Source organism: Streptomyces sp. R-74717 (assembly GCF_047305335.1).
Taxonomy (GTDB): domain Bacteria; phylum Actinomycetota; class Actinomycetes; order Streptomycetales; family Streptomycetaceae; genus Streptomyces; species Streptomyces atratus.
Genome location: NZ_CP102361.1, coordinates 1,742,789 through 1,768,979, shown reverse-complemented (window position 1 = coordinate 1,768,979; position 26,191 = coordinate 1,742,789). Strand labels below are relative to the sequence as shown.

Genomic DNA, 26,191 nt, shown 5'->3' with positions numbered 1-26,191 from the left:
AGGAGACCGTCATGAACGACCACCGCAAGCTCGGTCGTGAGCTGGACCTGTTCGACACCGACCCGCTGATCGGCGCGGGACTGCCGTACTGGCTGCCCGACGGCGCAGTCGTGCGCCACACCCTGGAGGAGTACATCCGCACCGCCGAACGGCGGGCGGGTTACCGGCACGTGTACTCGCCGGTGCTCGGCAAGCGGGAGCTGTACGAGATCTCCGGGCACTGGTCGCACTACAGCGACGACATGTTCCCGCCGATGGACCTGGGTGGGGAGCAGGTCGTGCTGCGGCCCAGCCTGTGTCCGCACCACGCGGTCATCTACCGCTCCCGCTCCCACAGCTACCGCGAACTGCCGCTGCGCATGGCCGAGCTGGGCGGCATGTACCGCTCCGAACTCTCCGGAGTGCTCGGCGGACTGACCCGCGTGAGGGCCATCCAGCTGAACGACGCACACATCTTCTGCACCCTGGACCAGGTGGCCGAGGAAGCTCAGGCCGCGCTGGAGCTGATCCGCCGGGCGTACCGGGCGCTGGGCGTCCGCCCGGCCCTCTTCCGGCTCTCCCTTCCGGGACCCGGCGGGAAGTACGTCGCCGCCCCCGAGATGTGGCAGCGGTCGACCGCCCTGCTGACCGAGGTCCTCGACCACTCCGGCCTGCCCTACGAGGCGGCCGAGGGAGAGGCCGCGTTCTACGGCCCGAAGATCGATGTCCAGGTCACCGACAGTGCGGGCAGGGAGTCCACCCTGTCCACCGTCCAGGTCGACTTTCACCAGCCGGCCCGGTTCGACCTGCACTACATCGGCCCGGACGGCGGGAAGCACCGGCCGGTCATGATTCACCGCAGCATCATCGGCAGCGTGGAGCGAGCCGTCGCCCAGCTCATCGAGGAACACGGTGGGGCCTTCCCAGCCTGGCTCGCCCCCACCCAGTTGGCGATCCTCCCGGTCTCCGAAGCCGAGCTGTCGAATGCCGAGGCGCTCGCCCGGCGGTGCACCGGTCTCGGGCTGCGGACCGAGATCGCCGGACCGGAACGCGGCAGCCTGGGCGCCCGCATCCGGGACGCCCGCCTGGTGCCCTATCAAGCCGTCATCGGTGCCAGGGAAGCCGCCGACGACCATGTCGCCCTGCGCCTGCGCGACGGACGCCGGCACGATCCACAGTCCGCTGCCGAGGTCCTCGCCCGCATCGTCGCCCTGGTGGACGCCCACAGCACCGGCCTCTGGGACCAGGGAGAGGTGCCGGGCCCCGGAGCAGGCCGCCTGCTCAGGCGCCGACGAGCAGCACGATGAGGACGTATCCGATGCGGTGGAAATGACGGCGTATCCACCGGGCGGGGTGATGGCCTCCGGCTTGGTACGGAGCCCGCTTCAGAGTTCGCCCAACAGCGCGGCGGACCGTCGCAGTTCCTCGGCGCGGCGGATGAGTGCCGCGTCGTCGCCGCGGTCGGCGGGCGCCGATGCCATCAGGGCCAGCCGGTCCCGCCAGCTCGCCCCGGCCAGCGGAACGGCGACGGCGTTCATGCCCCAGACCGACTCCCCGCGGTTGAGGGCGTATCCGCAGGAGCGGATCTCGTCGAGCTCCGCGAGCAGTGCGGACCGCGAGGTGAGGGTGTTCGGGGTGACCTCCGGCAACTCCTCCTGCGGGTAGAGGGCGCAGACCTGTTCCGTCGTCATCCGGGAGAGCAGCATCTTGCCGCCCGAGGTGGCGTGGGCGGGATGCGTACGGCCCATCTCCAGCATCACCCGCACCGGGTGCGACGACTCGCGGCCGTCGGTGATGATGATCTGGTCGCCGATCAGCGCCGCACTCTGCACGGTCTCACCGGTGCGCCGTACCGCGTCGTCCAGTACCGCTCCGAGCTGTTCGCGGACGGCCGTGCCGAAGCCCGCCGGGCGGCCGAGCCGTACCAGTTCGGGACCGGCGGAATAGCCGCGGCCCGAGGAGTCCCGGATCGCGAAGCCGCGTCCCTCCAGGGTGCTGAGCACCCGGTGGGCGGTGGACCGGCCGACGGAGAGGAGCTCGGCGGCCTCGGAGACGGTCAGCGTGTCATGGGTGAGGAACAGCTGCATCAGCCGGAGCCCGGTGTCCAGCGATTCGATGGTGTAGCCCCGCGTCGGCCCCATGGTGTGTCCGTTCTTCTTCGTTTCCGGTACGTCGCTTCTTCGGTTTCCGGTACGTCCTGCGACGGGACGCACCCGGACATGATCCGGGGTGGTGGCTCAGGCCGCCGTCCACGACGAGTTCGGTGCCGGTCACGAAGCGGGATTCGTCGGAGGCGAGACACAGCACCCCGTACGCGATGCCCTGCGGGGAACCCCGGTGACCCATCGGGGTGGAGTCCAGCATCCGCCGGGCATGGGCGGCGGTCTCGGGGGAGGGGACGGCCGAGAGCGACCTGCTCAGCTCCGTCTCGATGGAGCACCGATACCGCCCGCACCGCCCGTCACTATGGCTACCTTGCCGCGCACCCGTCCTTCAGTCATGAAGGTGCTCCTTTCGATCCGTTTCGATCACATGTGCCCGTGTCCCTAACTGCGGTACGGAATGGATCGGCCTTGGGGTCGAGTCGTTCGGCTACTTCTCCTTCTGCCGTACTGATTCCGTAAGAGTGCTCGAATCGGCTTTCCGGGCGCCTTTGTGATTGTCCCTCTGTGAGGTACGAAGTGTGCTCCGCCTCGCGAAATTCCCCCCACTCGTTACTCCTTGTGTACGCGTGGAGGCGGTGCGTGCAAAAACTCGTGAGTGTATTACCGCGGGGGCGCTCGCGCAGGGGGTTGGGTGAATGTGCCGAAGCACTGTTCCGATCTGACTAAGCTCACGCGCAGCGAAGTCGAGTTGATATGAATTCGAGCGCTTGTTCCCGAGTGTCCTGCAAGCGCGTATACCTCCAGAATCAACCGCCAGAGGTTTTAGATGGTTCGTGTTGAATCACCGCCGATCGAACGAGAAACCCCCGTCGTTCGCGCCATGTTGCTGCCCGTGCTCCTGATGGGCGGTGCCACCGCCGCCGCGGTGGCACTGGTTTCCGCGGCCGCGCGGATACCAGTCGTCTGGTGCGGCGCGCTCGCTACCGTCGTGGTCGCCGCACTCACCCTTCAACTCGCCCGCCGGGCACGCGATCTGCGCACCCAGCGTGCGGTGTACGAACGGCGCTTCACCGACCTGGAGCGGCGCATCGCCACACACGACGACGAGACCGTGCGGATCAGCAAGGAGCTCCTGCCGGCCGCCATCCACCGGCTGCGCGTGGGCAATTCACCCGAAGAGGTGCTCCGGGACGTCGTCGACGCGGACGAGCTGTACCGCGACCTGCCCGACGCCCAGCGCACCCTCGTCTACACGGTGCTGAACATCGTCGACAACGAAGAGGCGATGCGTGACTCCGCGCAGCGCGCCTTCGTCAACGTCGCCCGGCGCGTCCAGGCGATCGTCCACCGCCAGGCGAGTGAACTGCGGGAGATGGAGGAGCACCACGGGCGCAACCCCGACGTCTTCGACGACCTGCTCCGCATCGACCACGGCACCGCACTGATCGGCCGCCTCGCCGACTCCATCGCGGTACTCGGCGGCGCCCGCCCCAGTCGCCAATGGCCCAAGCCCGTACCGCTGTTCAGCGTGCTGCGCGGCGCCATGTCGCGCATCCTGGAGTACCCGCGCGTCGATCTGCACTCGATCGCCAAGGTCGCCATCATCGGCACGGCCGTCGAACCGCTCATCCACGCCTGCGCCGAACTCCTCGACAACGCCACCCGCTACTCGCCGCCGCAGACCCGGGTGCACGTCACCGCCGTCGAGGTGCAGACCGGCATCGCCATCGAGATCGAGGACGGCGGCGTCTCGCTCAGCGAGGAGGCCCGCGCGCGGGCCGAGAACATGCTCGCCAGGGCCCAGGCCGGCTCCAACATGAACGACCTCGGCGAGTCCCCGCGACTCGGCATGGCAGTCGTCGGACGGCTCTCGCGGATGTACGACCTCCAGGTCTCGCTGCGGCAGTCCGCGTACGGCGGCGTCCGCGCCGTACTCATCGTGCCCCGCGCCATGATCACCACGGGACCCGCTCCCGGCATCGCCCACGGCATCGGCGCCACATCGAGGCCCACCAGCGACATCGACCAGGAGGCCATGAAGCACGTCGTGCCGGCACGACGCAAGCCCCGCCCCGTGGCCCAGCGACCCGCCACCGGACCGGTCGCACCCGTCACCCGGCCGGTCGTCCCCGCGGCCGCCATGGAGGACGACGTCCCCGTGGTGACCGAGTGGACCGCGGGCGGTCTCCCGCAACGCCGCAGCCGCGGCCGCGCCCCCCTGGGCTCGCACAACCTCCCCGCGCAGGCCGTCGCCCCCACCGCAGGACAGCGCAACGGCCACACCGGCGGCCACGGCCAGGGGAACGACAGCGGCAAGGCGCAGCCCCCCGGACTCTGGCTGGAGGCCTTCACCAACGCCGTCAACGGTGTGCCGCAGGAGCCGAAGACCGACGAAGACTCTGACGATGCCTGGGACAAGGGAGACCTGAAGTGATCCAGCAGCGGGGAAATATGGACTGGATGCTCAAGGAACTGGCAGACGACGTGCCGGACATCCACCAGATCGTGGTGCTCTCCGCTGACGGTCTGCGCATCGCCCGGCACGGCGGCGACCCCGATGTCGCCGACCGCCTCGCGGCGGCCTGCGCGGGGCTGCAGAGCCTGGCCGCCGCCGTCGCCTCCGAAATCCCGTACAGCGACGGCCTCATGCGCCTCGTCGTCATTGAAGTCACCGGCGGATTCTTCTACTTGATGGCCGCCGGAACCGGCGCGTACCTCGCGGTCCTTGCCGGCGAGACGGTCGACGCGGGGCTCGTCGGGTCGCGGATGCGCGACATGGTCGTCAGGATCGGTGCCCACCTGACGAGCCCGCCGCGCCATGACGGGCAGGCCGGATGAATTCTCCCCGACGAGAACGCCGAAAGGCCGATCCGGCACTGAGCGACCCGGAACGGCTGTACGTGATCACCGGCGATCCCGACGGCAGCGAGCGGGCGCCGCTCGACCTGGTCACGATGGTCGTCGCGAAGGCCCAGCCGACGCCGACGGTCCAGCCCGAGCAGGCCGTGATCCTGCGGCTCTGTCAGGCGCCGTTATCCGTCGCCGAGATCTCGGCGTACCTCGGTCTGCCCTTCAGCGTGGTGACATCGCTCCTCACGGAACTCCTCGCGACCGAACTCATCGAATCGCGCGCGCCCATCGTCCGCGCCACTCTCCCGGACAGGTCCCTTCTCGAAGCGGTGATGCATGGACTTCAGAAGCTCTGACACGATCACCGGCCCCCGGCGCGAGGACGTCCTTCCCACCACGGCGACAGCCGCGGTGAAGGTCGTGATCGTCGGAGGGTTCGGGGTCGGCAAGACGACCATGGTCGGATCTGTCAGCGAGATCCGGCCGCTGACCACCGAAGAGACCATGACCCAGGCCGGAGTCGGCGTGGACGACAACTTCGGGGTGGAGAGCAAGACCGCCACCACCGTCGCCATGGACTTCGGCCGGATCTCCATCAGTGAGGAACTGATCCTCTATCTGTTCGGCACGCCGGGCCAGGAACGGTTCTGGTTCCTGTGGAACGGCCTGTTCGAAGGCGCCCTCGGCGCGGTGGTCCTCATCGACACCCGCCGCCTCGAAGTCAGCTTCGACGTCATCGGGCGGCTGGAGGAGCGCGGCGTGCCGTTCGTCGTCGCCGTCAACACCTTCCCCGACGCCCCGAAACACCCCGTCGAGGCGCTGCGTGCCGCTCTGGACCTCTCCGAAGAGGTCCCGATGATCGACTGCGACGCCCGGCTGCGTGCCTCCAGCCGCGACGTACTGATGACGCTGATGCGCTATCTGCACAGTCTGGCCCTCCCGCTCGCCTGACAGCAGTACACACCCCCGCGCGTCCCATCCGTCTGGTCCTTGGAATCCTGATCCCTGGAGCGATCGTGACAACCCCATTCCACTACGAGCCCGGAGCGGCTCAGGGGCCGGTTCCGCCCCCCGAGTGCCCGGCCCACGGCCTCGGTATCGGTCCCGGCGGACTGCGTCGGCTCTACGGCCCGGAGGCCGAGCGGGACCCCCACGGGCTGTACGACAAGCTGCGCGCCGAACACGGCAGCGTGGCCCCCGTACTGCTGCACGGAGACGTACCCGCCTGGCTGGTACTCGGGCACAGCGAGAACCTGCACCTGACTCGTACCCCCTCGCAGTTCTCCCGCGACTCCCGGCGATGGCGGGCCCTGCAGGACGGCACCGTCGCGCCGGACCACCCACTGGCCCCGATCTTCACCTGGCAGCCGGTCTGTGTCTTCGCCGACGGCGCCACCCATGAACGCCAGCGCGGCGCGGTCACCGACAGCATGGGCCGCATCGACACCCGCGGGGTGCGCCGCCACGTCAACCGCTACAGCAACCGGCTCGTCAACGACTTCTGCCAGGAAGGCCGTGTCGACCTGGTCAGCCAGTTCGCCGAGCGGCTGCCGATGATGGTGATGTGCGCGATCCTCGGCATGCCCGAGGAGTACAACGACCGGATGGTCCAGGCCGCCCGCGACATGACCCGTGGCACGGCGACCGCGGTCGCGAGCAACGCCTATGTCCTCGAGGCGCTGACCCGGCTCGTCCAACGCCGCCGGCGCGAACCCGCGGACGACTTCGCCACCTGGCTCGTCGAGCATCCGGCAGGAATGAACGACCAGGAGGTCAGCGAGCATCTGCGGCTGATCCTCATCGCCTCCTACGAGGCGACCGCCAATCTGATCGCCAACGTCCTGCGCATGGTGCTCACCGACCCCCGCTTCCGGGCCAGGCTCAGCGGCGGTCATATGACGGTGCCCGAAGCGGTCGAGCAGACCCTGTGGGACGAACCGCCGTTCACCGCGGTCTTCGGCCGCTGGGCGGTCGGCGACACCGAACTGGGCGGTAAGCAGATCAAGGCGGGCGACGCCCTCATCGTCGGCATCGCACCGGCCAACGCCGATCCGGTGGTGCGGCCCGACTTCAACGCCGACATGGAAGGCAACCGCGCCCACCTCGCTTTCAGCGGCGGCCCCCATGAATGCCCGGGGCAGGACATCGGACGCGCCATCGCGGACGTCGGTGTCGACGCCCTGCTCATGCGGCTCCCCGACCTCGAACTCGCCGTCGACGAGAGCGAGCTGAGCTGGATCGGGAACATCATGAGCCGGCACCTGGTGGAGCTTCCGGCGGACTTCGCCGCGCGTGAGCCGCAGGACGACAAGGAACCGCCGTCCATGGGGAGGCCGAACCTGCCGCGCCAGGACTGGGAGGTGCAGTCCACGGTCCGGCACACCGCCCCCACACCCGGACGCCCTCCCGGTGCGGCACCGGCGCCTGCCTCGATGGGTGCGCCTGGTGCGCCTGGTGCGCCTGGTGTGACGTCCACTGCGACGGTGACCGACGAGTCCGGTGGCACGTCCGCCGGGCGGTCCGCCGCAGGCCGGATCCCGCAGCAGCGCAGCGAAGCCGCACCCACGAGGCTGTGGCGGGCCGTTTCCCGCTGGTGGCGCGGCAACTGAACCGGTGGGAGCCGAGACGAATCACCGGCCCGGTGGAGAGCTGCCGTCCGGCGTCGCCCGGGCCCCGTCCGGGCCCGCCCACGTACCATGCGGAAGCGTGAAGCTGACAATTCTGGGCGGCGGCGGATTCCGGGTTCCACTCGTGTACGGGGCGCTGCTCGCCGATCACGCCGAGGGCCGCGTGAGCGCGGTCACCCTCTACGACACCGACGCCGACCGGCTCACCGCCATCGCCCGGGTGCTCGGCGAACAGGCCGGGAACGTCCCGGACGCGCCCGCCGTCACCGCCACCACCGAGCTCGACGAGGCCCTGAGCGGCGCCGACTTCGTCTTCTCGGCGATCCGCGTGGGCGGCCTCGAAGGACGGGCCGCCGACGAACGGGTCGCCCTCGACGAAGGCGTACTCGGCCAGGAGACGGTCGGGGCGGGCGGCATCGCGTACGGGCTGCGCACCGTGCCCGTCGCCGTCGACCTCGCGCGACGCATCGCGCGGCTCGCCCCGAACGCCTGGGTCATCAACTTCACCAACCCGGCCGGCCTGGTCACCGAGGCCATGTCCCGTCACCTGGGCGACCGGGTCATCGGCATCTGCGACTCCCCGGTCGGCCTCGGCCGCCGAATCGCCCGGGTGCTCGGAGCCGACCCCGACCGGGCCCGGATCGACTACGTCGGCCTCAACCACCTCGGCTGGGTCCGGGCACTGCATGTCGACGGCCGCGACGAACTGCCGCGGCTGCTGGCGGACCCGGAACTTCTCGGTTCCTTCGAGGAAGGCAGACTCTTCGGCGTCGACTGGCTGCAGTCGCTGGGCGCCATCCCCAACGAGTACCTGCACTACTACTACTTCAACCGGGAAGCCGTACGCGCCTACCAGGACGCCGAGCAGACCCGGGGAGCCTTCCTCCGTGAGCAGCAGGAGGGCTTCTACGCCCGGGTGAAGGACCCGGCCGCCCCCGCACTGCCGGCCTGGGACCGCACCCGAGCCGAACGCGAAGCCACCTATATGTCGGAGAACCGGGAGGTCGCCGGAGTCGGCGAGCGCGACGAGAGCGATCTGGAGTCCGGCGGCTACGAGAAGGTGGCGCTCGCCCTCATGCGGGCCGTCGCCCGCAACGAACGGACCTCGCTCATCCTCAACGTCCGCAACCGTACGACGCTTTCCGTGCTCGACGCGGACGCCGTCATCGAGGTGCCGTGCCTGGTCGACGCGAACGGCGTCCGTCCCGTCGCCGTCGACCCGCTTCCGTATCACGCCGTCGGACTGGTCACCGCGGTCAAGGCCGTCGAGCGCGCGGTACTGGACGCGGCGGAAAGCGGCTCACGCGCCACCGCCGTGAAGGCCTTCGCGCTGCACCCGCTGGTCGACTCGGTGACCGTGGCCGGACGACTCCTCGACGGGTACACGAAGGCCCATCCCGGGCTCGCCTATCTGAACCGGCCCTAGACGGGTGCCGAAGCGGCTACGAACTCCGGTCGGAAGGACCGGAGTTCGCTGCTTACCAGGAGATGGAGCTGGGCTTCCAGCCACGCATCGGAGCGGGTGGCGAGGCCCTCCTCGTTCGGCGCGGCGCCGTTGTCCAGGGCGTCGAGGAAGGCGCGCAGCAGGGTCGCGGCACGGGTCAGGCCGGTGCGTGACAGCGCAGTCGCCGCCTCGTCGATACGGGAACGGGCGGGGCTGCTCAGATGGCGCAGTCCGCTGTGCGGCACCGCCGCCATGGCGGATATCGCCTCGTCCAGCACCGCCGTCAGCGGATCGGACGGATGGTGCGCCGCCGCCGCCAACGCCGTGGAACCGTCACCGGGCGCGAGATCGGGCACGACCACCCCGGCCGGGGTGAGCACCGCGATCGGATCGATCCGGATTCCACCGCCGGAGCGGTGCACCGAACCACTGACGTGCGTGGCGCCGCCCTCCAGCGCGTCGGCCAGGGCGTCCAACGCACCGGGGCACTGCGCCCGGTAGCCCGACGTCACCAGCGCGGGGGTCCCCGAGGCATCGCGCACGACGGCTTCGAGGCGCTGCTCAGCTGGGTCGTAACCGACGCTCTCCACCTGTGACAGGGCGACGACATGGACCGCCTCCGCCTCGATCCGCGGCCGGATCAGCCGGGGCGGCCTGCCCTCCCAGCCCGCCGTCAGCGCGGACAGATCCCGTACGAGCAACGGCTCCGGAAGCTCCGTCCAGGCGGCGCCGACGGGCGTGATGGTCGTCGTGCGCAGCCGGCCCCGGGTGACCGACAGCGCGCGGCTCGGCGTGCGCCGCACGCTCTCGCTGACCAGGTTTCCGGCAGCCAGTGAGCTCAGGGGCGTGGCGAGGACGCGGCGGGTGGACAGCAGATGGCCGGTGAGCTCCTTGCCCTCGGAAGCCGTCCAGGTCTTTCGCAGGACGAGGACGGTGCCCGCGCCGGGATGAGCGAAATACACCTCGCAGATCAGGGACTGCGGTGTGCCGTGGACACGGCAGCCGAGCGAGGTGAGCCGGACCCGGCGCAGCGGGGTGTCCCCGGTCTCGCGGGTACCCAGTACGCCGGGGAGCGCGGCGGCCCGCCTACGGGCGTACAACTCGGTGAGCAGGGCGGCGACCAGCTCCGGGCGGTAGTGGGCGTTGCGGTCGGCGTACGCCGTGAGCTGGTCCGTCAACTCGGCGAGCGCACCCGCGGGCCAGTGCAGCGACTCGGCGGTCAGCCCGGCACCGGCCCGTGCCAGGGCTCCGCCGTGGACCGGTCCGACATGGGCCACGCCCTCCGCCAGCAGCTCATCCGCCAGTCCGACGGCCGCGTCGAGCGCGGGCCCGACCGTGGACGGGGCGGTGGCGCGTCCGCCGACCTGGACGGGGACGGACCGCTCGTCGGTCCCTGCTGCGTCGGCGGCCCGGAACGCCCATACCGCGAGCGCCACCACCTCGCCGCGCAGCGCGGCTGCCGCATCCGTCAGCGCGTACGCGATCTCGCCGGGGACCGGGAACCGCACTGTGCAGGTGGGGAGTTCGACCCGGGGCTCGGGATGGTCCGGGGACGGACGGTGAACAACGGCGGCGTAACCCCGCTCGAAGGTGCGGCGGGCCGCGGCGAGCGGACGGGCGCCGACGGCTTCGGCCAGGGCCGCGTCGTCGGTGCTGCCGGGGGACCAGTCGGCGACGGGGGCGGGGGCGCCGCCGTCCGTTCGGGCCTCGGCCCGGCGCTGATAGGCCAGCACCAGGGCGATGAGGTGGCGGCACACGCCCGGGGCGATGCAGCTGCACTCGCGGTCGTCCAGACCCCTGCCGGGCGGCAGCACCGTGGTGGTGCCGTCGCCGAAGCGGGCTCGCACCGTGGTGTCCGGGTCGGTCGTGAGAGCGGGAACCGTGCCTGCGTCCAGCTCCTTCGTGGCCCGTTTGACCAGGCCGCGGTTGGCCAGTGCCGCGAGCGTGTCCGCAGTGAGGGCGAGCAGATCGGGGCGTGCGGCGACGGCGCCGCTCATTGTGTCGGTCATCGCCCCAGCCTCTCGGCGACGAACTCGGCGAGGCGGCCCGGTGTCATCGCCCCGATGTGCGCCCCGGCCGCTGCGAGCCGTCCGGCCAGTTCACGGTCGTACTCGGGGTTGGCGTCCTCATCGAGCGCGGCCAGCCCCAGTACGGTGCTGCCCTGCTCCACCAGCGCACGCACCGTGCGCAGCAGCCGGTAGGGGTCGCCGCCCTCGTAGAAGTCGGTGATCAGCGCGACGATCGTGCGCCGCGGATTCTCCACCAGACCCGCGCCGTACTCCACGGCCCGCGCGATGTCGGTGCCGCCACCCAGCTGGACCCGCATCAGCAGTTCCACCGGGTCGGTCACATCCGAGGTCAGGTCCACCACCTGGGTGTCGAAGGCCACGAGGTGCGTCTTGAGGCCGGGCAGGCCCCACAGACACGCGGCGGTCACCGCCGAGTGGATCACCGATCCGGCCATCGAGCCCGACTGGTCGACCAGCAGGATCAGTTGCCACTGCGTCACATGACGTTGGGTACGGGAGTGGAAGTGGGCGCGCTCGATCAGAAGACGCCGCTCGCCCGGCTGGTAGTGGGCGAGGTTGGCCCGTACGGTCTGCCGGAAGTCGAAGTCTCTCGCCAGCGGCACCCGGCTGGGTCTACGGGAGCGGGTGCCGTGGAATGCCCGGCGGATCTCCGGCCGGAGCTTGGCAAGGAGCTGTTTCACCACCGATTCGACGATGCGCCGGGCCAGTCGCAGCACCTGCGGGTTCATCAGATGCTTGGTACGCAGCACCGCCCGCAGCAGGGTGGGGCTCGGCTCGACCCGCTCCAGCACCGCGGGGTCGGTGACGATCTCCTGGATGCCGTACCGCTCGACGGCGTCCCGCTCCAGGCGCTCGATGGTCTCCTTCGGGAAGAGCCGGTGGATGTCGTCGAGCCAGTCGACCGCGGTCACGGCGGACGGGCCGTCACCTCCCGTACGGGGGGTGGTGCCGGAGCGGCGCACACCGCGTCTGGCGAGGTCGGGGTCGCGGCCGTAGAGCCAGTCGAGTGCGGCATCCCGGCCGGCGTTGCCCGGCCCCAGCGGTCCGGTGTGCCGTTCGGCGGCGGAACCGAGGACCAGCCGCCAGCGTTCCAGCCCGGCGTCGGGAGCCGTGTCGGCTCCTTCCCCGGGCGTGGGTGCCCGGCCGGGTACGTGTTCGGGCGTGGTCATGGGGTGGCTCCCAGTTCATAGCGGGCCAGCAGTCGGGACACGGACTCCTCCAGGGAGCGGGCCCGGGCGATCAGCAGCGGGTCCTCGGTGGTCCGCAGCAGGGAACGCGACGAGCCGCGCACCCCGCGCCGTTCCAACAGGCGACCGGCGATCCGGTCGCGTTCGCGTGGCGGGAAGAATGCGAAGGCCTGACGCAGAGCGGGCAGCCCCGACAGGAATTCGTTGTCGGGCAGCGCGCAGACCAGGCTGTCCAGCACATCGATCAGCGACTCCGCGCCACCGCCGCGCTCGTTCCGCACCGCGCCCGTCACCTCGTCGCGGGCGAGCGCGAACAGTCCGGCCAGCCAGTCGCCGAGCGCATCAGTACCGGCCGTCACGACCGTGCGTACCGCCTCGGCAGGGTCCCCGGAGGTGTCCGGGGCCTGCGCCAGGGTCCGGCGCAGGCCGAACGCGGCCCCGCGCAGATCGAGCGGCGCCTCCGGATCACCGCTGATCCGCCACGCGATCGCGGCCGCCGTCTCCCGCGGGACGGAGAGCAACTCCGGCGCGTGCAGCAGGGCGTCGCGCACCGCGACCACGGCCCGCAGACGAGGGAAGTCCACCCCCGACGCACCGCGCGCCCCCTCCAGAAGCCATAGCAGCCGACCCGTCGCCCCGTCGATCACAGCGGCGAGCAGCGGACCGTGCGCCACCCCGAACACCCGGTCGTGCCGCCACAGCCCCAGGGCCGTGGAGAGTATGTCGCCGAGCGATCCGGCGTCCTTCAACTCTCCTACGCCGGAGGCAAGTTCACCGAGCAACTGCTCGGAGAACCCGTCCATCCCGCACAGCACGGCGTCGAACAACGCCCGGGCCAGGCCATCGGCCTCGGCCGCGGCGTCCTGCGTGCGCTCGGTGAGCGTGGCCGCCGCCGCCTCCGAAAGGGTCGCGCCGTAGGCCCCCGCCTCCACCAGCGCGGCCTCGCGCCCCGAGACGGACTGCGCCTCCCAGCGTTCCGTGAAGACCGGGTCGATTCCGTGCTCGGGACCGGCCGTCCGGCCGTGACCGGGAATCCCCAGCACCCGCAGCCGGTGCAGCACCCGGCTGCGCTCCAGGTCGGTGGAGTCCGTGAGATCGAGGCGGTACGAGGCCTCGGGGCCGCCGTCGAGCGCCAGCCCGGCCAGCTGCGCCGCCACATCGTGAACCAGTGGCGGCGCCGGAGTGCGGGGATGGAGTTGCCCGGTACGGTCGCCGCTGCAGGCCGCCACCATCTCGACGACCGCAGGATGGGCCCCCGTCGTCAGCGTGCCCCGGCTCGTCCACGGGAGCGGGCGGTCCAGGTCGTCCGTGATCAGGGCGCCCGCGAGACCGTCCAGCACATCGATCCTGGCGGGGCGCGGATGGCCGCGCAGCGCCGTGAGCCCCTGGGCCAGACTCCGCGCGGCGATCAGATCGGCGGTGGACACCGGGAATCCACGCGCCCGCAGCCGCTCGACGACCACGCGCAGCAAGCCGTCCGCCGCGGCTTCGGGGCCCGCCTCCCACACCTGCTGGTAGTAGCCGGGAGACGGCATCCCCGACTGGTACCCGGCAAAGGCGTCCAACTGCCGGAAGGAGTAGGGCACGAGGAAACTCCCGGCCATGGCCCCGTCCGGCGGGGCGGGCACCTTTGGCCACCCGTCCGCGCCACGCTCCCAGCCGTCGCCGCCGGCAGCGCTCTCCCCGCCGGACCCGGTGAGCGCCCGGAGCGCGGGCTGGTGGAAGCCGCCGGTCACCACCAGCACCGGCCGGTCCCCGGCCTTGGCGACCGCCGCCCGGACCCACGTCGCCATGTACGTTTCGCGCGCCCGGTCGCCGGCATCGGCTTCCGCGTCCCCGCGCACCAGCGCGAAGTACGCGTCGAGCCGTTCGGCGAGACCGTCGTGGGGCTCGACCTCGAAAAGGCGGTCCCACAGGGCGTCCGAGGAGTCCACCGCGAAGTGCCGGCACAGCCGCTGTGTCGCCTGCGCGTAGCGGACCTCCGCATCGGCGTAGCGGTTGGTGCGCTCGGCGAACGCCGGGTGCCAGGCCGGCAGATCGATGAAGCGGACCTCCGCCCCGGCCGCCCGCCCCGCCCGCAGCGCGACCCACTCGGGCGAGTAGTCGCAGAGCGGCGCCCAGGACGTAGCGGACCGCTGCCCGTCGCGGTAGTGGCTGAACACCGCGACCGGCAGCTCATGCCCGAGCCGCAGCTCGTCCAGCCGTCCGTTCATCTCGGCGGGACCCTCGATCAGCACCTGGGCGGGCCGAAGCTCCTCGACGGTCCGCTCGACGAGCCGTGCGCAGGCGGGGGAGTGGTGACGCACCCCCAGGAACACCGCGGACATCAGTCGGCCAGCAGATGGCGTGCGTCGTACAGGGCCTTCCAAGCCGGGCTTCGACGGCGCGGCACCTGCTGCTCCAGATAGCGGCGCAGGCGGGCCAGGTCCTCCGGGCTGTCCTTGGCCGCCGTCCCCGCCAGACACGCCACCACATCGGCGGCACTGCCCGGCTCGCCGCGCAGGAACCAGCCGCGCACGCCCACGGCATGGGCGACCGAGACGGCCTCCGCGGTACTCATCACCGCCGAAGGACGGTCCGAGCCCCCACCGGGTCCGCCCTTCTCGCCGGCCCCCGCACGCAGCTCCCGGAACGTACCGACCAGGACCTCCAGCACATCCCGGTCCGGCGGCGGTTCCACTCCCGAACGCCGCAGGAGAGTGGTCACCTCCGCTTCGACGAGCGCCAGTTCGGTGTCCAGATCGGGGATCGGGAACACTGTCTCGAAGTTGAACCGCCGCTTGAGCGCCGCACTCATCTCATTGACGCCCCGGTCCCGGGTGTTGGCCGTCGCGATGACATTGAAGCCCTGCCGGGCGAAGACCATGCCGTCCGGCCCTGTCAGCTCGGGGATCGCCACCACCCGCTCGGAGAGCAGCGACAACAGCGAGTCCTGCACCTCCAGCGGACAGCGGGTGATCTCCTCGAACCGTACGAGCCTGCCTTCCGCCATGCCGCGCAGCATCGGAGCCGGGACCAGCGAGCGGGTGGAGGGACCCTCGGCGACCAGCAGTGCGTAGTTCCAGCCGTACTTGATCTGGTCCTCGGTGGTGGCCGCGCCACCCTGAACCGTCAGTGTCGAGTCCCCGCTGACCGCGGCCGCGATCAGTTCGGACAGCAGCGACTTGGCGGTGCCCGGCTCCCCGACCAGCATCAGCCCACGGCTTGTCGCCAGCGTCACCAGTGCCCGGTCCACCAATGAGGGATTGCCGACGAACTTCCGGCTGATACCAGCGTCCGCGTCACCGATGACGAAGCGGCGCGCAGCGCGCAGGCTCAGCTCCCAGCCCGGCGGCCGCGGATCACGGTCGCCGGCCCGCAGCGCGGCCAGCTCCTCGGCGTACCGCACCTCTGCCGGTGGCCGCTGCACCGGAGCCGGACCGCCGTCCGGTGTCTCGAGGCGCGTCTCGTTCCGTGCGGTCATGATGCGAGGCCCTCGGTGAGTTCCGTCAGGTCGCCGAGGAGTTCGGACACGGTCACCGCGTCCAGGTCGGCGAAACGGAGCAGGTGGCTGCGACTGTCCCAGTGATCATTGGGCTGTCCGTCGAGCCAGACCGTTTCGAGGATCTGGTCGGGGAACATGTCGACCACCCCGACCGCGATGCCCTCGTACAGCGCGATCACCAGGTAGCAGTCGTCGGTCAGCCGCTTGGAGATCCAGCGCTCCACTCCGGCGTCCTGCGGCGCCCCGCGCTCCCAGCCCCGCCGCTCCAGCCCCAGGACCTTCCCGGTCGGCACCTTGAGCCCCTCGAACCTGGTGAGCCGGTAACCCGACCTCTCCTCCTCGGACAGCTCGAACACGGTGCGTCCGAGCTGCGCGAACGGCTGAAGGATCTCGTAGTCGGCGAACACCTCGGACCAGGTGGTCAGTTCCTCCCCGAGATGCAGCGGGTGTGCGAGCCGCACGGTCGCGTCGTCGGCCAGGGCGAAGACATCGTCCTCCGCGTCGGCGAGCGTACGGTCCTCCGCGACCCGGAACGCCGTGCGCACGCCGTCGTCCGTCTCGCTCAGCCACACCAGCCGGCGTACCAGATGCCACAGCAGCGGATGACCGACGAACAGCTCCTGGAACTCCTGGGCCGTCCAGGAACGCCCGGTCACCATCGCGGCCTCGAGCCGGCGCACCTGGTCCGAGGCGATCGTCCGGACGTCCTTCTTGAGCGCCATGAACCGCTTGCGCTCCGCCGGGGCGAGCTCCGCGTCGTCCCGGGCGCCGGGCTGCGGCAGATCCTTGCGGCGCTTGCCGTCACCGTCCAGCACATAGGGCCGCAACTGCTCGTCGAAGCCGACCGTGAACGAACGGGTGCCGTAGTCGACGACCGTCGAACCGTCCGCGTCCAGACCGAAGTCCGGCACCAGACGGTCGGAGAGCTGTTCCCCGGTCAGTCCGAGCCCCGCGGCAACCTCGGCGATCTTCTCCTGGGCGCGTGCCTTCAGCGCCTTGAACTTCACCCGCTGCGAGATGCCGTGCAGATGCAGGAGCGCGACATCGGTGCCGATGGACGCCAGCACATCGAGGCCCTCCACCGCCCGGTGGTGCGCGCCCTCACCGGGCCAGGAGCGGATGACCGGTGTGAGCCGGCGGACCGTCTCGTCGTTGCCCAGCAGTCCCAGCGCGTGCAGCGCCCACGACTCCTTCGCGGGCAGATTGGCCAGCTGCCACTGCTCGAACAGGGCCCATGCGAACTCGGAGAGTGAAGCGGCATCGGCCGTCTCGACGAGCGAAGCGACCCCTGGGTACACCTCGCCGGGCTTCGACAGCGCCAGCATCGTCAGGGCGTGGCGCACCGACTGCACCGGCAGCGCACCGCCGGACCGGACCGTGATCTGGGGCAGCAGCGAGGGCTCCGCCCAGCCCGGCAGCACAGGCATCTTGGCGGGCAGCGCCCGCTCCAGCGGGTCCGCGGCCAGCAGCGCCTCCACCGCGGCAACCGTCTCCGTGCCGTACGCCCGAGCGGCATCGCGCACCACGGTGTCGCCGTGCACCGTGGCGATCAGCGTCAGTGCCTGTTCGGCGGCGCGCCGTGCGGCGCCCGCCTTGCCCACGGCGTCCGGCACCAGGAGCGGGGCGGCCGCGACGCCGTGCCGGGTGAACCAGGAACGGGCGGTCGCCGCAGTGGACTTGAGCCGTGCCGCCCAGTCCGCCATGTGCCGGGCGACCTGCGCATCGACGAACGGGAGCAGCAGCGGGGCGAGCGAACCGGGCTGCCGGGGCACGGCGCGCAGCAGCAGTGGCAGCGCTGCGAGGCCGAAGCGGGCGGCGATCGGCTTGAAGGTGTCCTCGCCGTCCCACAGGTCGGTCGGATCCCAGGTGGCGAGCAGCGGGGCGACCAGTTCCTCGGGCCCGTGCACGAAGACCCAGGCCGGCTGTAGACCGCCCGCGGCCAGGTCGTGATGCAGGGTGGCGGTGTCCTTCTCCCAGTCGCCGTTGCTGTGCCTGGCCGTGTACCAGGAGGAGCTGGCCGCCCATGCCGACTGCTCCTCGGGCAGCCACTCCAGCGAGGTCTCGGACACCGCGGCCAGCCCCGTCACCACCGCGGCCTTGGCATGGGTGCGGGGCCGGGACCACGGCGGCGCCGTCAGCACGGTCGGCAGGGCGTCCACGGGTGCGTCGGCGATCAGGTCCGCAGGGTTGAGCAGCGGTTCGACGATCTCCACGACCTCGGCGTCCAGCTCCCCGAGCGCGAGCGAGACCAGTTCGTGGTGGGCGCCGATATGACCGCGCAGCAGTTGCAGCGTCCGGCTGGACGACGCGTCCGAGCTGCCGCGAACCTCGGCGGCCAGCAGTCGCACCGCACGCACCGGATAGCGGCGCATGGCGTCGAGGAGAGCGGGGCGGACGTGCTTCGAGTCCGCGTGGGCGAGCAGAGCGAGGAAGGCCTCGTCGGTGGGAAACTCGACCAGGGAGTTGGCGGCGAGCTTCACGCCGTCGGCGTAGTAGTGGTTGCCGTTGAGGGAGTCGGCCAACAGCGGAGCGATCGCCGGTCCGATGCCCTCGGCGACCGTCGCGATGAACGCGACTCCGTCGGTGAAGTCCGGCCGGTAGGGGAATTGCGTCATCTGGTCGGCCGAGTTCAGTGAGCTGAACACCATGGTGCGCAGGGTGCGGTCCTGCTCCGCGCTCACTTCGGGATCCGCGCAGAGCTCGTCGACCCAGCCGGTCTCGCTCGGTACCAGATAGGAGACGATGATCTTGCGCAGTGCGTCGGTGCGGCACTTGGCCAGCATTTCGACCGTCGCCCGGTAGGTCTCCTCGTCGGCCGCCGCGAGCAGCGCACGGACCCGGTCCATCGGCAACCGTCGGTCCCTCGCCCAGTACGCGTGGCGCGGGCCTGCGAGCGCCTCCAGCCGGGGCGCGCTCCGCCGGTGGCCGCTCTGGTGCCAGTCGGCGTCGACCGAGAACATCTCGACCGCGGCTCGTGCGGCGAACGGCAGTCCGTAGCGCCCGGACCAGTGGTCCGCCCACGCGGAGTCGGGCACGGGAAGCCTGACGACCGAGGCCATAACGGCCGCTCCGACCGGCGAAGGGCTTCCGGCGGCATGCGCCCGCAGATGGTCGGCCAGTCCGGCATCCGAACGCGGCGCGTCCACGAACTCCTGGATCCAGGCGGCCTCTTCGGTGATCCGGTCCTCGACCTTGCCGAGCGCCTCCTGCCGCGCCTTGCCGGGCACCCGGTGCACTCCGCCGCGCCGGGGGTGGAGCGTTCGCCGCCAGTTCGCGGGAAGAACAAAGGTGTCCTCGTCGGGCAGAACAAGAGCGTCCGCTTCGGGAAGCCCGGAAGTGTCCGCTCCGGGAACCGCGCCCGGCGCGGCCGCAGTCGCCGCGGCAGCCCCTGTTGCCGTTGCGGTGCCCGCAGCCGACGCCCCCACCTCGCGGTACCCCTTCTTCTCCTTCTCCGCGATCGTCTTGCGGACCTGCGCCGACGCGGCCTCGGCCGACGCGTACTCCTTCGTCTGCGTACGTCCGTCGCTCCCGCACCGCCCGTAGCACACCGTCACCACGGCACCCTCGGCCTCGGTCTCCCAGAACTTCGAGGCACTGCCCTCGACGTACTCCCAGCGGCGCACAGTCCCGCCCCCTTCACACCCGGACAGCCCGCCTGCCGCGGGCTTTTCGATCAGTGGTGCCACAGTAGAACGCACCACTGACAACGCAGCGTGACCGGGGTGTCCGGCAAGTGAAGCAGCAGGTCAACCGCTGTGTGAAAGCTCTTCCCTGCGCACGGAGCGAGCGAATGGCAGTCCCGAGGCCAGCCGCTCTGACGTTCCGTAGGCGAGCGAGCAGAGGGGGGCGGGGTGCCTGAGGGAAACCCCGCCCCCTCTCAGGGCCGGGTCAGGGAGCGGAGACGGCCCGTGCACCGCCGGACGGTGCCCACGACGGCGTCACACCGGTGACCTGGCACACCATCAGGAAGAGCGGGATGGGCGGGGTGTACGGCGTGCGGTTGTCGGGCTGGTGGATCAGCCGGGGCCGTACTGCCGGAACGCAGGCCCCTTTCGCATAGGCGGCCTGCGCGGGCCAGTCCAGATCGAGGTCGGAGCCGGCGGGCACGATCCACCACCAGCGGTCGGCATCCGCGAAGACGCAACCGGTGCGTGGCAGATGAGACATGAGCCGGAAGCCGTACCGGGACGGCACCCCCACCGCGTCGCAGCCCAGGCTCGCCGACAGTGCGGGCGGCAGCGGCAACTGCACTGTGTCCGTGGCGACGGCGATCTGGGGCTCACGGGAGCGGCGCGCTCCGAGCAGATGGGACATGGCGTTCTTCAACATGACCGCTCCGAGCCGTGCGGCAGTTCTGCCCAGACGATGCGGCCCGAGCCGTAGCCCGCGTCGCGGGAACCCCAGGAGCTGCTCATCGCGTCGACGAGCAGCAAGCCGCGTCCGTGCTCGTCATCGGCGGTGCGGCACAGCTGCGGCCCGCCGGGCTGGTGTCCTTGGTCCTGTACGGCTATGCGGAGCCGTCCGTCGAGGCAGTGCAGCTCGCACACGACGCGAGCGCTCTCGGTGTGCACCACCGCGTTGGTGACCAGTTCCGAGACGATCAGGATCGCCGCCTCGTGCGCGTCCTCGTCCAGCCGCCACTCGTCGAGCCGAGCCCTCGTCAGCCGCCGTGCACCGGCAACCGATTCGGGGCGCGCAGGCAGCGCGAAGCAGTACCGGAGCGCTTCCGTCCCGGGGCTGAGATCCATGAGCCGGGGGATAAGCGCACTGCCAGGTGCCACAACCGATTCCTCACAGTGGGGGCTGCGTCACACTCCGCGGTCCCACGTAAATGAGGGCGGTCGTGACTACGTGAACTGGTTCACTCACCAACTCTCCCCCTGTCGAGAACACTTGGCAAGGGGCACTCTGAAAATTTCAGAGTGCCTGTGTCTTGGGCGGCCCGCGCATGGCACACTGCTGGCAAACAGCGCATCGGGAGGTCTGAAGTGAGCGAACCGCGGTCCGCCCCGACCGTGGGTCAGGTCGTTCTCGGCAAACGCCTGCAGGATCTGCGGGAGCGTGTCGGCCTGAGCCGTGACCAGGCTGCCAAGGTGCTGCGGGTCGCACCTGCGACGATACGCAGGATGGAGACCGCCGAGGTCGCTCTCAAGATCCCCTATGTCCAGCTGCTGCTGAAGGCGTACGGGATCGCCGACGACGAGGCCGACGCCTTCGTGGAGCTCGCCGAGGAGGCCAATAAACCCGGCTGGTGGCAGCGCTTCCACGATGTGCTGCCCGACTGGTTCAGCATGTACGTCAGCCTGGAGGGCGCCGCGAGCCTCCTGCGCATGTACGAGCCGCACTTCGTCCCCGGACTGCTGCAGACCGAGGACTACGCGCGCTCGGTGATGCGCACCGGAGCCGTCGGCCAGACCAGGCCCGAAGACATCGAGCGCCATGTGGCGCTGCGGATGGAGCGTCAGTCCCTGCTGACCAGGCCGGACTCCCCGAAGCTTTGGGTGGTGATGGACGAGACGGTGCTGCGCCGTCCCGTCGGCAGCGCCGACGCCATGCGCGGGCAGATCGACCGGCTGCTCGAAGCGACCGAGATGCCGCATGTGACGCTGCAGATCGCGGAATTCTCGACCGGCCACCATCCGGGCACCTACGGCCCCTTCGTCCTCTTCCGCTTCGGCGTCCCTGAACTCCCCGACATGGTTTACAGCGAGTACCTGACCGGAGCCGTCTACTTCGACGCGCGCCCCGAGGTGGCCTCCTACCTCGAAGTCATGGACCGCATGGCGGCTCAGGCCGCAACTGCACAACGCACGAAGGAAATCCTCCGGGACTTCCGCAAGGAGCTGTGATGGAACCCATATACAACGGCATGCCGGCCGCCGAACTCGGCTCCGAGGGCTGGTACAAGCCGTGGAGCGGTGGGAACGGAGGCAATTGCGTCGAAGCCATGAAGCTGTCGGACGGCAGAGTCGCCGTGCGCCAGTCCGCCGATCCCGACGGCCCCGCCCTGATCTACTCCCACCGTGAGATCGCCGCCTTCATCCAGGGGGCCAAGTCCGGCCAGGCGGACTTCCTTCTCACCTGAATCCGCAGCGCCGAAGTCCCTCCCTGCCCCACACTCTTGCTGTTCGCCGACCTATGGACCCATGGAGCGCGCTATGACCGGGCACGAGCCCCAAGCCATCGAGATCGACACCAGCAAGCCGCATCCCGCCCGGATGTACGACTGGTTCCTCGGCGGCAAGGACAACTACCCGGTCGACGAACAGATGGCCCAGCAGTTGCTGGCCCTCGACGCCAGAGGGCGCGACATGGCCCGGGTCAACCGGGCCTTCATGCACCGGGCCACCCGGTGGCTGGCCGAGAACGGCATCCGCCAGTTCCTCGACATCGGCACCGGCATCCCCACCGAGCCGAACCTCCACCAGATCGCCCAGCGGACCGCCCCGGACGCGCGCATCGTCTACTGCGACAACGACCCGATCGTCCTCGCGCACGCGGCGGCCCTGCTGCGCTCCACCCCACAGGGCGCCACCGAGTACATCCAGGCCGACGCCCGCAAGCCGGAAGTCATCCTGGAGCAGGCCGGCAAGGTTCTCGACTTCGACAAGCCGATCGCGCTGTCGCTGCTGGCCCTGCTGCACTTCCTGGACGACGAGGACGGCGCGGCCGAACTCGTCGACCGTCTGGTGGAGCGGCTCCCCTCCGGCAGCTATCTGGTGCTCTCGCACACCACCGGGGACTTCGACCTCGAGGGTGCGGCGCAGGCGTCAGCCCTGTACAAGGCCCGCGGGATGACGCTGCGCCTGCGTTCCCACGCCGAATTCACCACGTTCTTCGACGGACTCGAACTCGTCGAGCCGGGTGTCACACTCTCCGCGGACTGGCATCCGGAGCTCGGCGAGGCCATCGACGTCCCCGGCGACGAGCCGATCCCGGGCTACGCCGGCGTGGCCCGCAAGGCCTGACCGCCCGGCCCGGCGCCTGTTCGAAGTGACAGCCGGTCAGCAGCACCGCGTACTCGGCCGTCGCGTACCGCACGTTCAGGGAGCCCGAGACGCGTGCGCCCGTCACACGCAGCGCGGCCACCTCGCCGTCCTCCTGCCGGCCGCTGATCAGCAGGGCCCGCAGTACCTCGCGCCGACACCGTCATCGTGCCGAACCGCCCCGACCCGGAGACCGAACCCGATCCGGTCGTCCTCGACGCGATCAGACGCGCGGACGCCCGGGGGGCCGGGCTGGTCAGCTCCTGTACGGGTACGTTCACGCCGGCCGCCGCCGGAGTGCTGGACGGCCGACGGGCCACCACCCACTGGCGCTGGGCCGACGCCTTCACCGCCCGTCACCCGTAGGTCCACCTCGACCCCGATGTGCTGTTCGTCGACGACGGCCGGGTGATCACCGCAGCCGGCAGCGCCGCCGCCCTGGACACCGGTCTCCACATCATCCGCACCGACCACGGCGCGGAGATCGCGGCCGCTGTGAGCCGCCGTCCGGTCTTCGCGGTCCACCGCGACGGCGGCCAGCGCCAGTTCGTCGAGTACCCCCTGCCCGACGTCCCCGACAGCTCGCTCCGCCCGCTCCTCGACCGGGCCGAGGGACACCTCGGCACGGACCTCACCGTGACCGGCCTCGCCGCCCGCGCCGCCGTCAGCCCGGCCACCCTGCACCGCCGTTTCCGCGCCCAGCTCGGCACGACCCCGCTCGGCCGGCTGACCGAACGCCGGATCACCCTCGCCTGCCGGCTGATGGAGCGCGGCGAGGAACGCCTCGACGTGGTCGCCCGCACCAGCGGACTCGGTACGGCGACGAATCTGCGGACCCAGCTCCGCCGCCGCACCGGACTGCCCCCAGCGAGTACCGTCGCCGCTTCACCCCGGCCGGCTGAACCGGCCGGCCCGCAGGTGACAATGGACGCATGTCACGACGCACCACACGACCGAAGCGGTCCGCCACCGCCGGAGCGCGGACGCCCGCGATCACCGCGGAGTCGCCGTGCCCGTGCGGCCTGCCCGCCACCTACCCGGACTGCTGCGGCCGCCTGCACGCCGGGACCGTCGCAGCGTCGACCTGCGAAGCGCTGATGCGCTCCCGGTACGCCGCATTCGTCGTCCGGGACGAGGCGTATCTGCTCCGCACCTGGCACCCCGACACCCGGCCGCCCGCCGTCGACTTCGATGCCGGGATGCGCTGGGTCCGCCTGGAGATCCTGGAGACGACGGACGGCAGCGCGTTCCACACCACAGGAACGGTCACCTTCCGCGCGCACTACACCGACAACGGGCGGCCGGACTCGCTCCACGAGAAGAGCCGCTTCGTCCGGTCCGAGGGCGCCTGGGTGTACTCGACGGCGGTCTTCGTCGACTGACCCGGCCGCGCGGTGACCGGGCCCGTTCAGATGGCGGCCGCCACCCGCGGCTTCTCCGGCGAGAGCGCCTGCGTCAGGTCCTCCGCCAGCAACCGCTTGGCGATCACATCCACCGCAACCCGCAGCTGCCGGTCGTCCGGGCGTGCCCCGCTCTCGTCCAGGCGCTCATTGAGCCACCGCGCCCACGCGTCGTTGATCGCTGCGGCCTCCCGTCTCCCGGCGGCCGTATGCATGAACAGATGACCGTCGCCGGTGAGATAGCCCTCCTCGATCATCCGGTCGAAGACCGGCACCAGCACCTCCGGCGGAACCCGGTGCCGGGCCGCGATCAGGTTCAGACCCGCATGGCCGACCATCCGGGTGAACAGCTCGACCTGCATCACCGCCCAGGCCCCTGCCATGTCCAGCCGGGTGTCCGACTCCGCGACGATCCGCCGTGCCGTGTCCCCACGCGCTCCGTGCAGGATCTTGGCCACGGAGAATTCCAGGAGCTTGGCCGAGTCGCCGGCGCCGGGCTGGGCGAACCCCTCGCCCATGTCCGTAGAGCCGACCCGCGCCGTGTCGCGCAGCTTCACCTGCTTCAGGAAGAGCGCCACGACGAACCCCAGGACCGCGACCGGCACCGTCCACAGGAACACGGTGTGCAGTGTGTCGGCGTATGCCTGGGCCAGTGGCGCGGACTGCGCGGCGGGCAGTCCGTGCAGCCCCTGCGGGCTCTGCGCGGCCTTCGCCAGCACCGCGGGGTCGCCGCCCGCCCGGGCCGCCGCCGCGACGCCGTCGGTCAGATTCGGCTTCAGCGCATTGGCGTAGATCGTGCCGAAGACCGCCGTACCGAAGGAACTGCCGAGCGTACGGAAGAACGTCACGCCCGACGTCGCCGTACCCAGGTCCGAGTAGTCGACCGTGTTCTGCACCGCGATCGTGAGCACCTGCATGCACAGGCCGATGCCGACCCCGAGCACCAGCATGTAGAGCGATTCCAGCCACACCCCGCTGTCCGGGCCCATCCGGGAGAGCAGAAACAGCCCGACCGCCATGATCAGCGAGCCCATGATGGGGAAGATCCGGTACTGGCCCGTCTTGGAGACCACGTTGCCGCTGAAGATCGAGGCGACGAGCAGCCCGATGACCATGGGCAGCGTCCGCACACCCGACAGGGTCGCCGAGTCGCCGTCGACGTACTGCAGATACGTCGGCAGGAAGATCATTGCGCCGAGCATCGCGAAGCCCACGATGAAGCTCAGGATCGAGCAGACGGTGAACACCGGATTCCGGAACAGCCGCATCGGCAGCATGGGTTCCCGGGCCCGGAACTCCACGAGGCAGAAGAGCGCCAGCGCCACGGCACCGCCCGCGAAGAGACCGATGATGACGGGCGATCCCCAGGCGTACTCATTGCCGCCCCAGCTGGTCGCCAGGATCAGTGCGCTCGCGCCGACCGTGACCATCGTGATGCCCAGATAGTCGATCACGGGCCGCCCGGCGGCCTTCACCGACGGGATCGTCCGGGCGGCGGCGATGACCACCACGATCGCGATCGGCACATTGACGTAGAACGCCCAGCGCCAGCTCAGATGGTCGGTGAAGAGCCCGCCCAGCAGCGGCCCGATCACCGTCGACACCCCGAAGACCGCACCCAGCGCACCCTGGTACTTGCCGCGCTCGCGCAAGGGGATAACGTCGGCGATCAGCGCCATCGAGGTGACCATCAGCCCGCCCGCGCCGATGCCCTGCAGTCCGCGCCAGACGATCAGCAGCGTCATATTGGTCGCGAGGCCGCACAGGAACGAGCCGGTGATGAAGATGATCGCCGACAGCTGGAAGATGATCTTCCGGCCGAACAGGTCGCCGAACTTTCCGACCAGGACCGTCGCCACCGTCTCGGCGAGCAGATACGCGGTGACCACCCAGGACATATGCGCGGCGCCGCCGAGATCCGAGACGATCGTCGGCAGTGCGGTGCCGACGATCGTCTGGTCCAGGGCGGCCAGCAGGATCCCCAGCACGATCGTTGCGAAGACGATGTTCCTGCGGCGCGGATCGAGTACGGGTGGCGCGGCGGCACTCTGCGCGGCGGGGGCGGTCTCGCTGGCAGTGGTCACGCTTGCACCCTCACA

At 70.6% G+C, this 26,191-nt stretch carries 21 protein-coding genes and 1 pseudogene; 12 read left to right on the top strand and 10 right to left on the bottom strand.

The window, feature by feature from the left end; translation table 11 throughout:
• Positions 1 to 11: 11 nt before the first annotated feature.
• On the top strand, positions 12 to 1,286 hold the full coding sequence (gene thrS, locus NRF20_RS07955) for a threonine--tRNA ligase (RefSeq protein WP_413752288.1): 1,275 nt from the start codon (positions 12 to 14) through the stop codon (positions 1,284 to 1,286).
• Positions 1,287 to 1,364: 78 nt separating this feature from the next.
• Here thrS and NRF20_RS07950 read toward each other — a convergent pair whose 3' ends face one another.
• Both NRF20_RS07950 and NRF20_RS07945 read right to left on the bottom strand, forming a co-directional pair.
• Entirely contained in the window at positions 1,365 to 2,120 is a 756-nt protein-coding gene (locus NRF20_RS07950) for an IclR family transcriptional regulator (RefSeq protein WP_398630691.1), read from the bottom strand.
• The gene (locus NRF20_RS07945; protein ID WP_413754543.1) at positions 2,044 to 2,400 is read right to left on the bottom strand and encodes an SDR family oxidoreductase; all 357 of its coding nucleotides are present in this window, start codon (positions 2,398 to 2,400) and stop codon (positions 2,044 to 2,046) included. Before NRF20_RS07945 ends, NRF20_RS07950 begins: the two co-directional genes overlap by 77 nt.
• Positions 2,401 to 2,910: 510 nt before the next feature.
• Here NRF20_RS07945 and NRF20_RS07940 point away from each other — a divergent pair.
• From NRF20_RS07940 to NRF20_RS07915, 6 genes are all read left to right on the top strand, one after another.
• On the top strand, positions 2,911 to 4,518 hold the full coding sequence (locus NRF20_RS07940; RefSeq protein ID WP_413752287.1) for a sensor histidine kinase: 1,608 nt from the start codon (positions 2,911 to 2,913) through the stop codon (positions 4,516 to 4,518).
• Positions 4,515 to 4,922: a roadblock/LC7 domain-containing protein gene (locus tag NRF20_RS07935; RefSeq protein WP_093896207.1), complete on the top strand. Its 408-nt coding sequence runs from the start codon at positions 4,515 to 4,517 to the stop codon at positions 4,920 to 4,922. Before NRF20_RS07940 ends, NRF20_RS07935 begins: the two co-directional genes overlap by 4 nt.
• On the top strand, positions 4,919 to 5,290 hold the full coding sequence (locus NRF20_RS07930) for a DUF742 domain-containing protein (RefSeq protein WP_189279429.1): 372 nt from the start codon (positions 4,919 to 4,921) through the stop codon (positions 5,288 to 5,290). The genes NRF20_RS07935 and NRF20_RS07930 overlap by 4 nt, the downstream gene beginning before the upstream one ends.
• Positions 5,271 to 5,885, top strand: a complete 615-nt coding sequence (locus tag NRF20_RS07925; protein ID WP_413752286.1) for a GTP-binding protein — start codon at positions 5,271 to 5,273, stop codon at positions 5,883 to 5,885. The genes NRF20_RS07930 and NRF20_RS07925 overlap by 20 nt, the downstream gene beginning before the upstream one ends.
• 65 nt (positions 5,886 to 5,950) lie before the next feature.
• Positions 5,951 to 7,543 carry a cytochrome P450 gene (locus NRF20_RS07920; RefSeq protein WP_398630694.1) on the top strand — a complete coding sequence of 531 codons (1,593 nt, stop codon included), beginning with the start codon at positions 5,951 to 5,953 and terminating at the stop codon, positions 7,541 to 7,543.
• Positions 7,544 to 7,640: 97 nt separating this feature from the next.
• Positions 7,641 to 8,987: a 6-phospho-beta-glucosidase gene (locus NRF20_RS07915; protein WP_413752285.1), complete on the top strand. Its 1,347-nt coding sequence runs from the start codon at positions 7,641 to 7,643 to the stop codon at positions 8,985 to 8,987.
• On the opposite strand, the gene NRF20_RS07910 is transcribed toward NRF20_RS07915, so the two are convergent.
• The 7 genes from NRF20_RS07910 to NRF20_RS07880 form a co-directional block, all read right to left on the bottom strand.
• Positions 8,984 to 11,014 (bottom strand): hypothetical protein, encoded by a 2,031-nt coding sequence (locus tag NRF20_RS07910; protein ID WP_413752284.1) that lies wholly within the window; start codon positions 11,012 to 11,014, stop codon positions 8,984 to 8,986. The two genes, NRF20_RS07915 and NRF20_RS07910, sit on opposite strands and share 4 nt — an antisense overlap.
• The gene (locus tag NRF20_RS07905) at positions 11,011 to 12,204 is read right to left on the bottom strand and encodes a VWA domain-containing protein (RefSeq protein WP_266355958.1); all 1,194 of its coding nucleotides are present in this window, start codon (positions 12,202 to 12,204) and stop codon (positions 11,011 to 11,013) included. The genes NRF20_RS07910 and NRF20_RS07905 overlap by 4 nt, the downstream gene beginning before the upstream one ends.
• Positions 12,201 to 14,549, bottom strand: a complete 2,349-nt coding sequence (locus tag NRF20_RS07900; protein ID WP_413752283.1) for a DUF5682 family protein — start codon at positions 14,547 to 14,549, stop codon at positions 12,201 to 12,203. Before NRF20_RS07900 ends, NRF20_RS07905 begins: the two co-directional genes overlap by 4 nt.
• Positions 14,549 to 15,685, bottom strand: coding sequence for an AAA family ATPase (locus tag NRF20_RS07895; RefSeq protein ID WP_413752282.1), 1,137 nt, complete (start codon positions 15,683 to 15,685; stop codon positions 14,549 to 14,551). The genes NRF20_RS07900 and NRF20_RS07895 overlap by 1 nt, the downstream gene beginning before the upstream one ends.
• On the bottom strand, positions 15,682 to 19,329 hold the full coding sequence (locus NRF20_RS07890; protein ID WP_413752281.1) for a DUF4132 domain-containing protein: 3,648 nt from the start codon (positions 19,327 to 19,329) through the stop codon (positions 15,682 to 15,684). Before NRF20_RS07890 ends, NRF20_RS07895 begins: the two co-directional genes overlap by 4 nt.
• A 265-nt stretch (positions 19,330 to 19,594) precedes the next feature.
• On the bottom strand, positions 19,595 to 20,035 hold the full coding sequence (locus NRF20_RS07885; protein WP_266355952.1) for a hypothetical protein: 441 nt from the start codon (positions 20,033 to 20,035) through the stop codon (positions 19,595 to 19,597).
• A complete protein-coding gene (locus NRF20_RS07880) occupies positions 20,029 to 20,487 on the bottom strand; it encodes an ATP-binding protein (protein ID WP_398630701.1) in 459 nt (152 codons plus the stop codon). The genes NRF20_RS07885 and NRF20_RS07880 overlap by 7 nt, the downstream gene beginning before the upstream one ends.
• A 207-nt stretch (positions 20,488 to 20,694) precedes the next feature.
• On the opposite strand from NRF20_RS07880, the gene NRF20_RS07875 reads away from it, so the two are divergent.
• The 5 genes and pseudogenes from NRF20_RS07875 (at position 20,695) to NRF20_RS07855 (ending at position 24,074) form a co-directional block, all read left to right on the top strand.
• Positions 20,695 to 21,555 (top strand): helix-turn-helix domain-containing protein, encoded by an 861-nt coding sequence (locus tag NRF20_RS07875; protein WP_266355948.1) that lies wholly within the window; start codon positions 20,695 to 20,697, stop codon positions 21,553 to 21,555.
• Entirely contained in the window at positions 21,555 to 21,791 is a 237-nt protein-coding gene (locus NRF20_RS07870) for a DUF397 domain-containing protein (protein ID WP_093896218.1), read from the top strand. The genes NRF20_RS07875 and NRF20_RS07870 overlap by 1 nt, the downstream gene beginning before the upstream one ends.
• 73 nt (positions 21,792 to 21,864) lie before the next feature.
• A complete protein-coding gene (locus tag NRF20_RS07865; RefSeq protein ID WP_266355946.1) occupies positions 21,865 to 22,674 on the top strand; it encodes an SAM-dependent methyltransferase in 810 nt (269 codons plus the stop codon).
• Between the two features lie 159 nt (positions 22,675 to 22,833).
• Positions 22,834 to 23,594: pseudogene (locus tag NRF20_RS07860) on the top strand (GlxA family transcriptional regulator); the annotation flags it as partial.
• 30 nt (positions 23,595 to 23,624) lie between these two features.
• Positions 23,625 to 24,074 carry a YchJ family protein gene (locus tag NRF20_RS07855; protein ID WP_398630703.1) on the top strand — a complete coding sequence of 150 codons (450 nt, stop codon included), beginning with the start codon at positions 23,625 to 23,627 and terminating at the stop codon, positions 24,072 to 24,074.
• A gap of 26 nt (positions 24,075 to 24,100) precedes the next feature.
• Here NRF20_RS07855 and NRF20_RS07850 read toward each other — a convergent pair whose 3' ends face one another.
• Positions 24,101 to 26,176 (bottom strand): MDR family MFS transporter, encoded by a 2,076-nt coding sequence (locus NRF20_RS07850; protein WP_398630704.1) that lies wholly within the window; start codon positions 26,174 to 26,176, stop codon positions 24,101 to 24,103.
• Between the last annotated feature and the right edge of the window lie 15 nt (positions 26,177 to 26,191).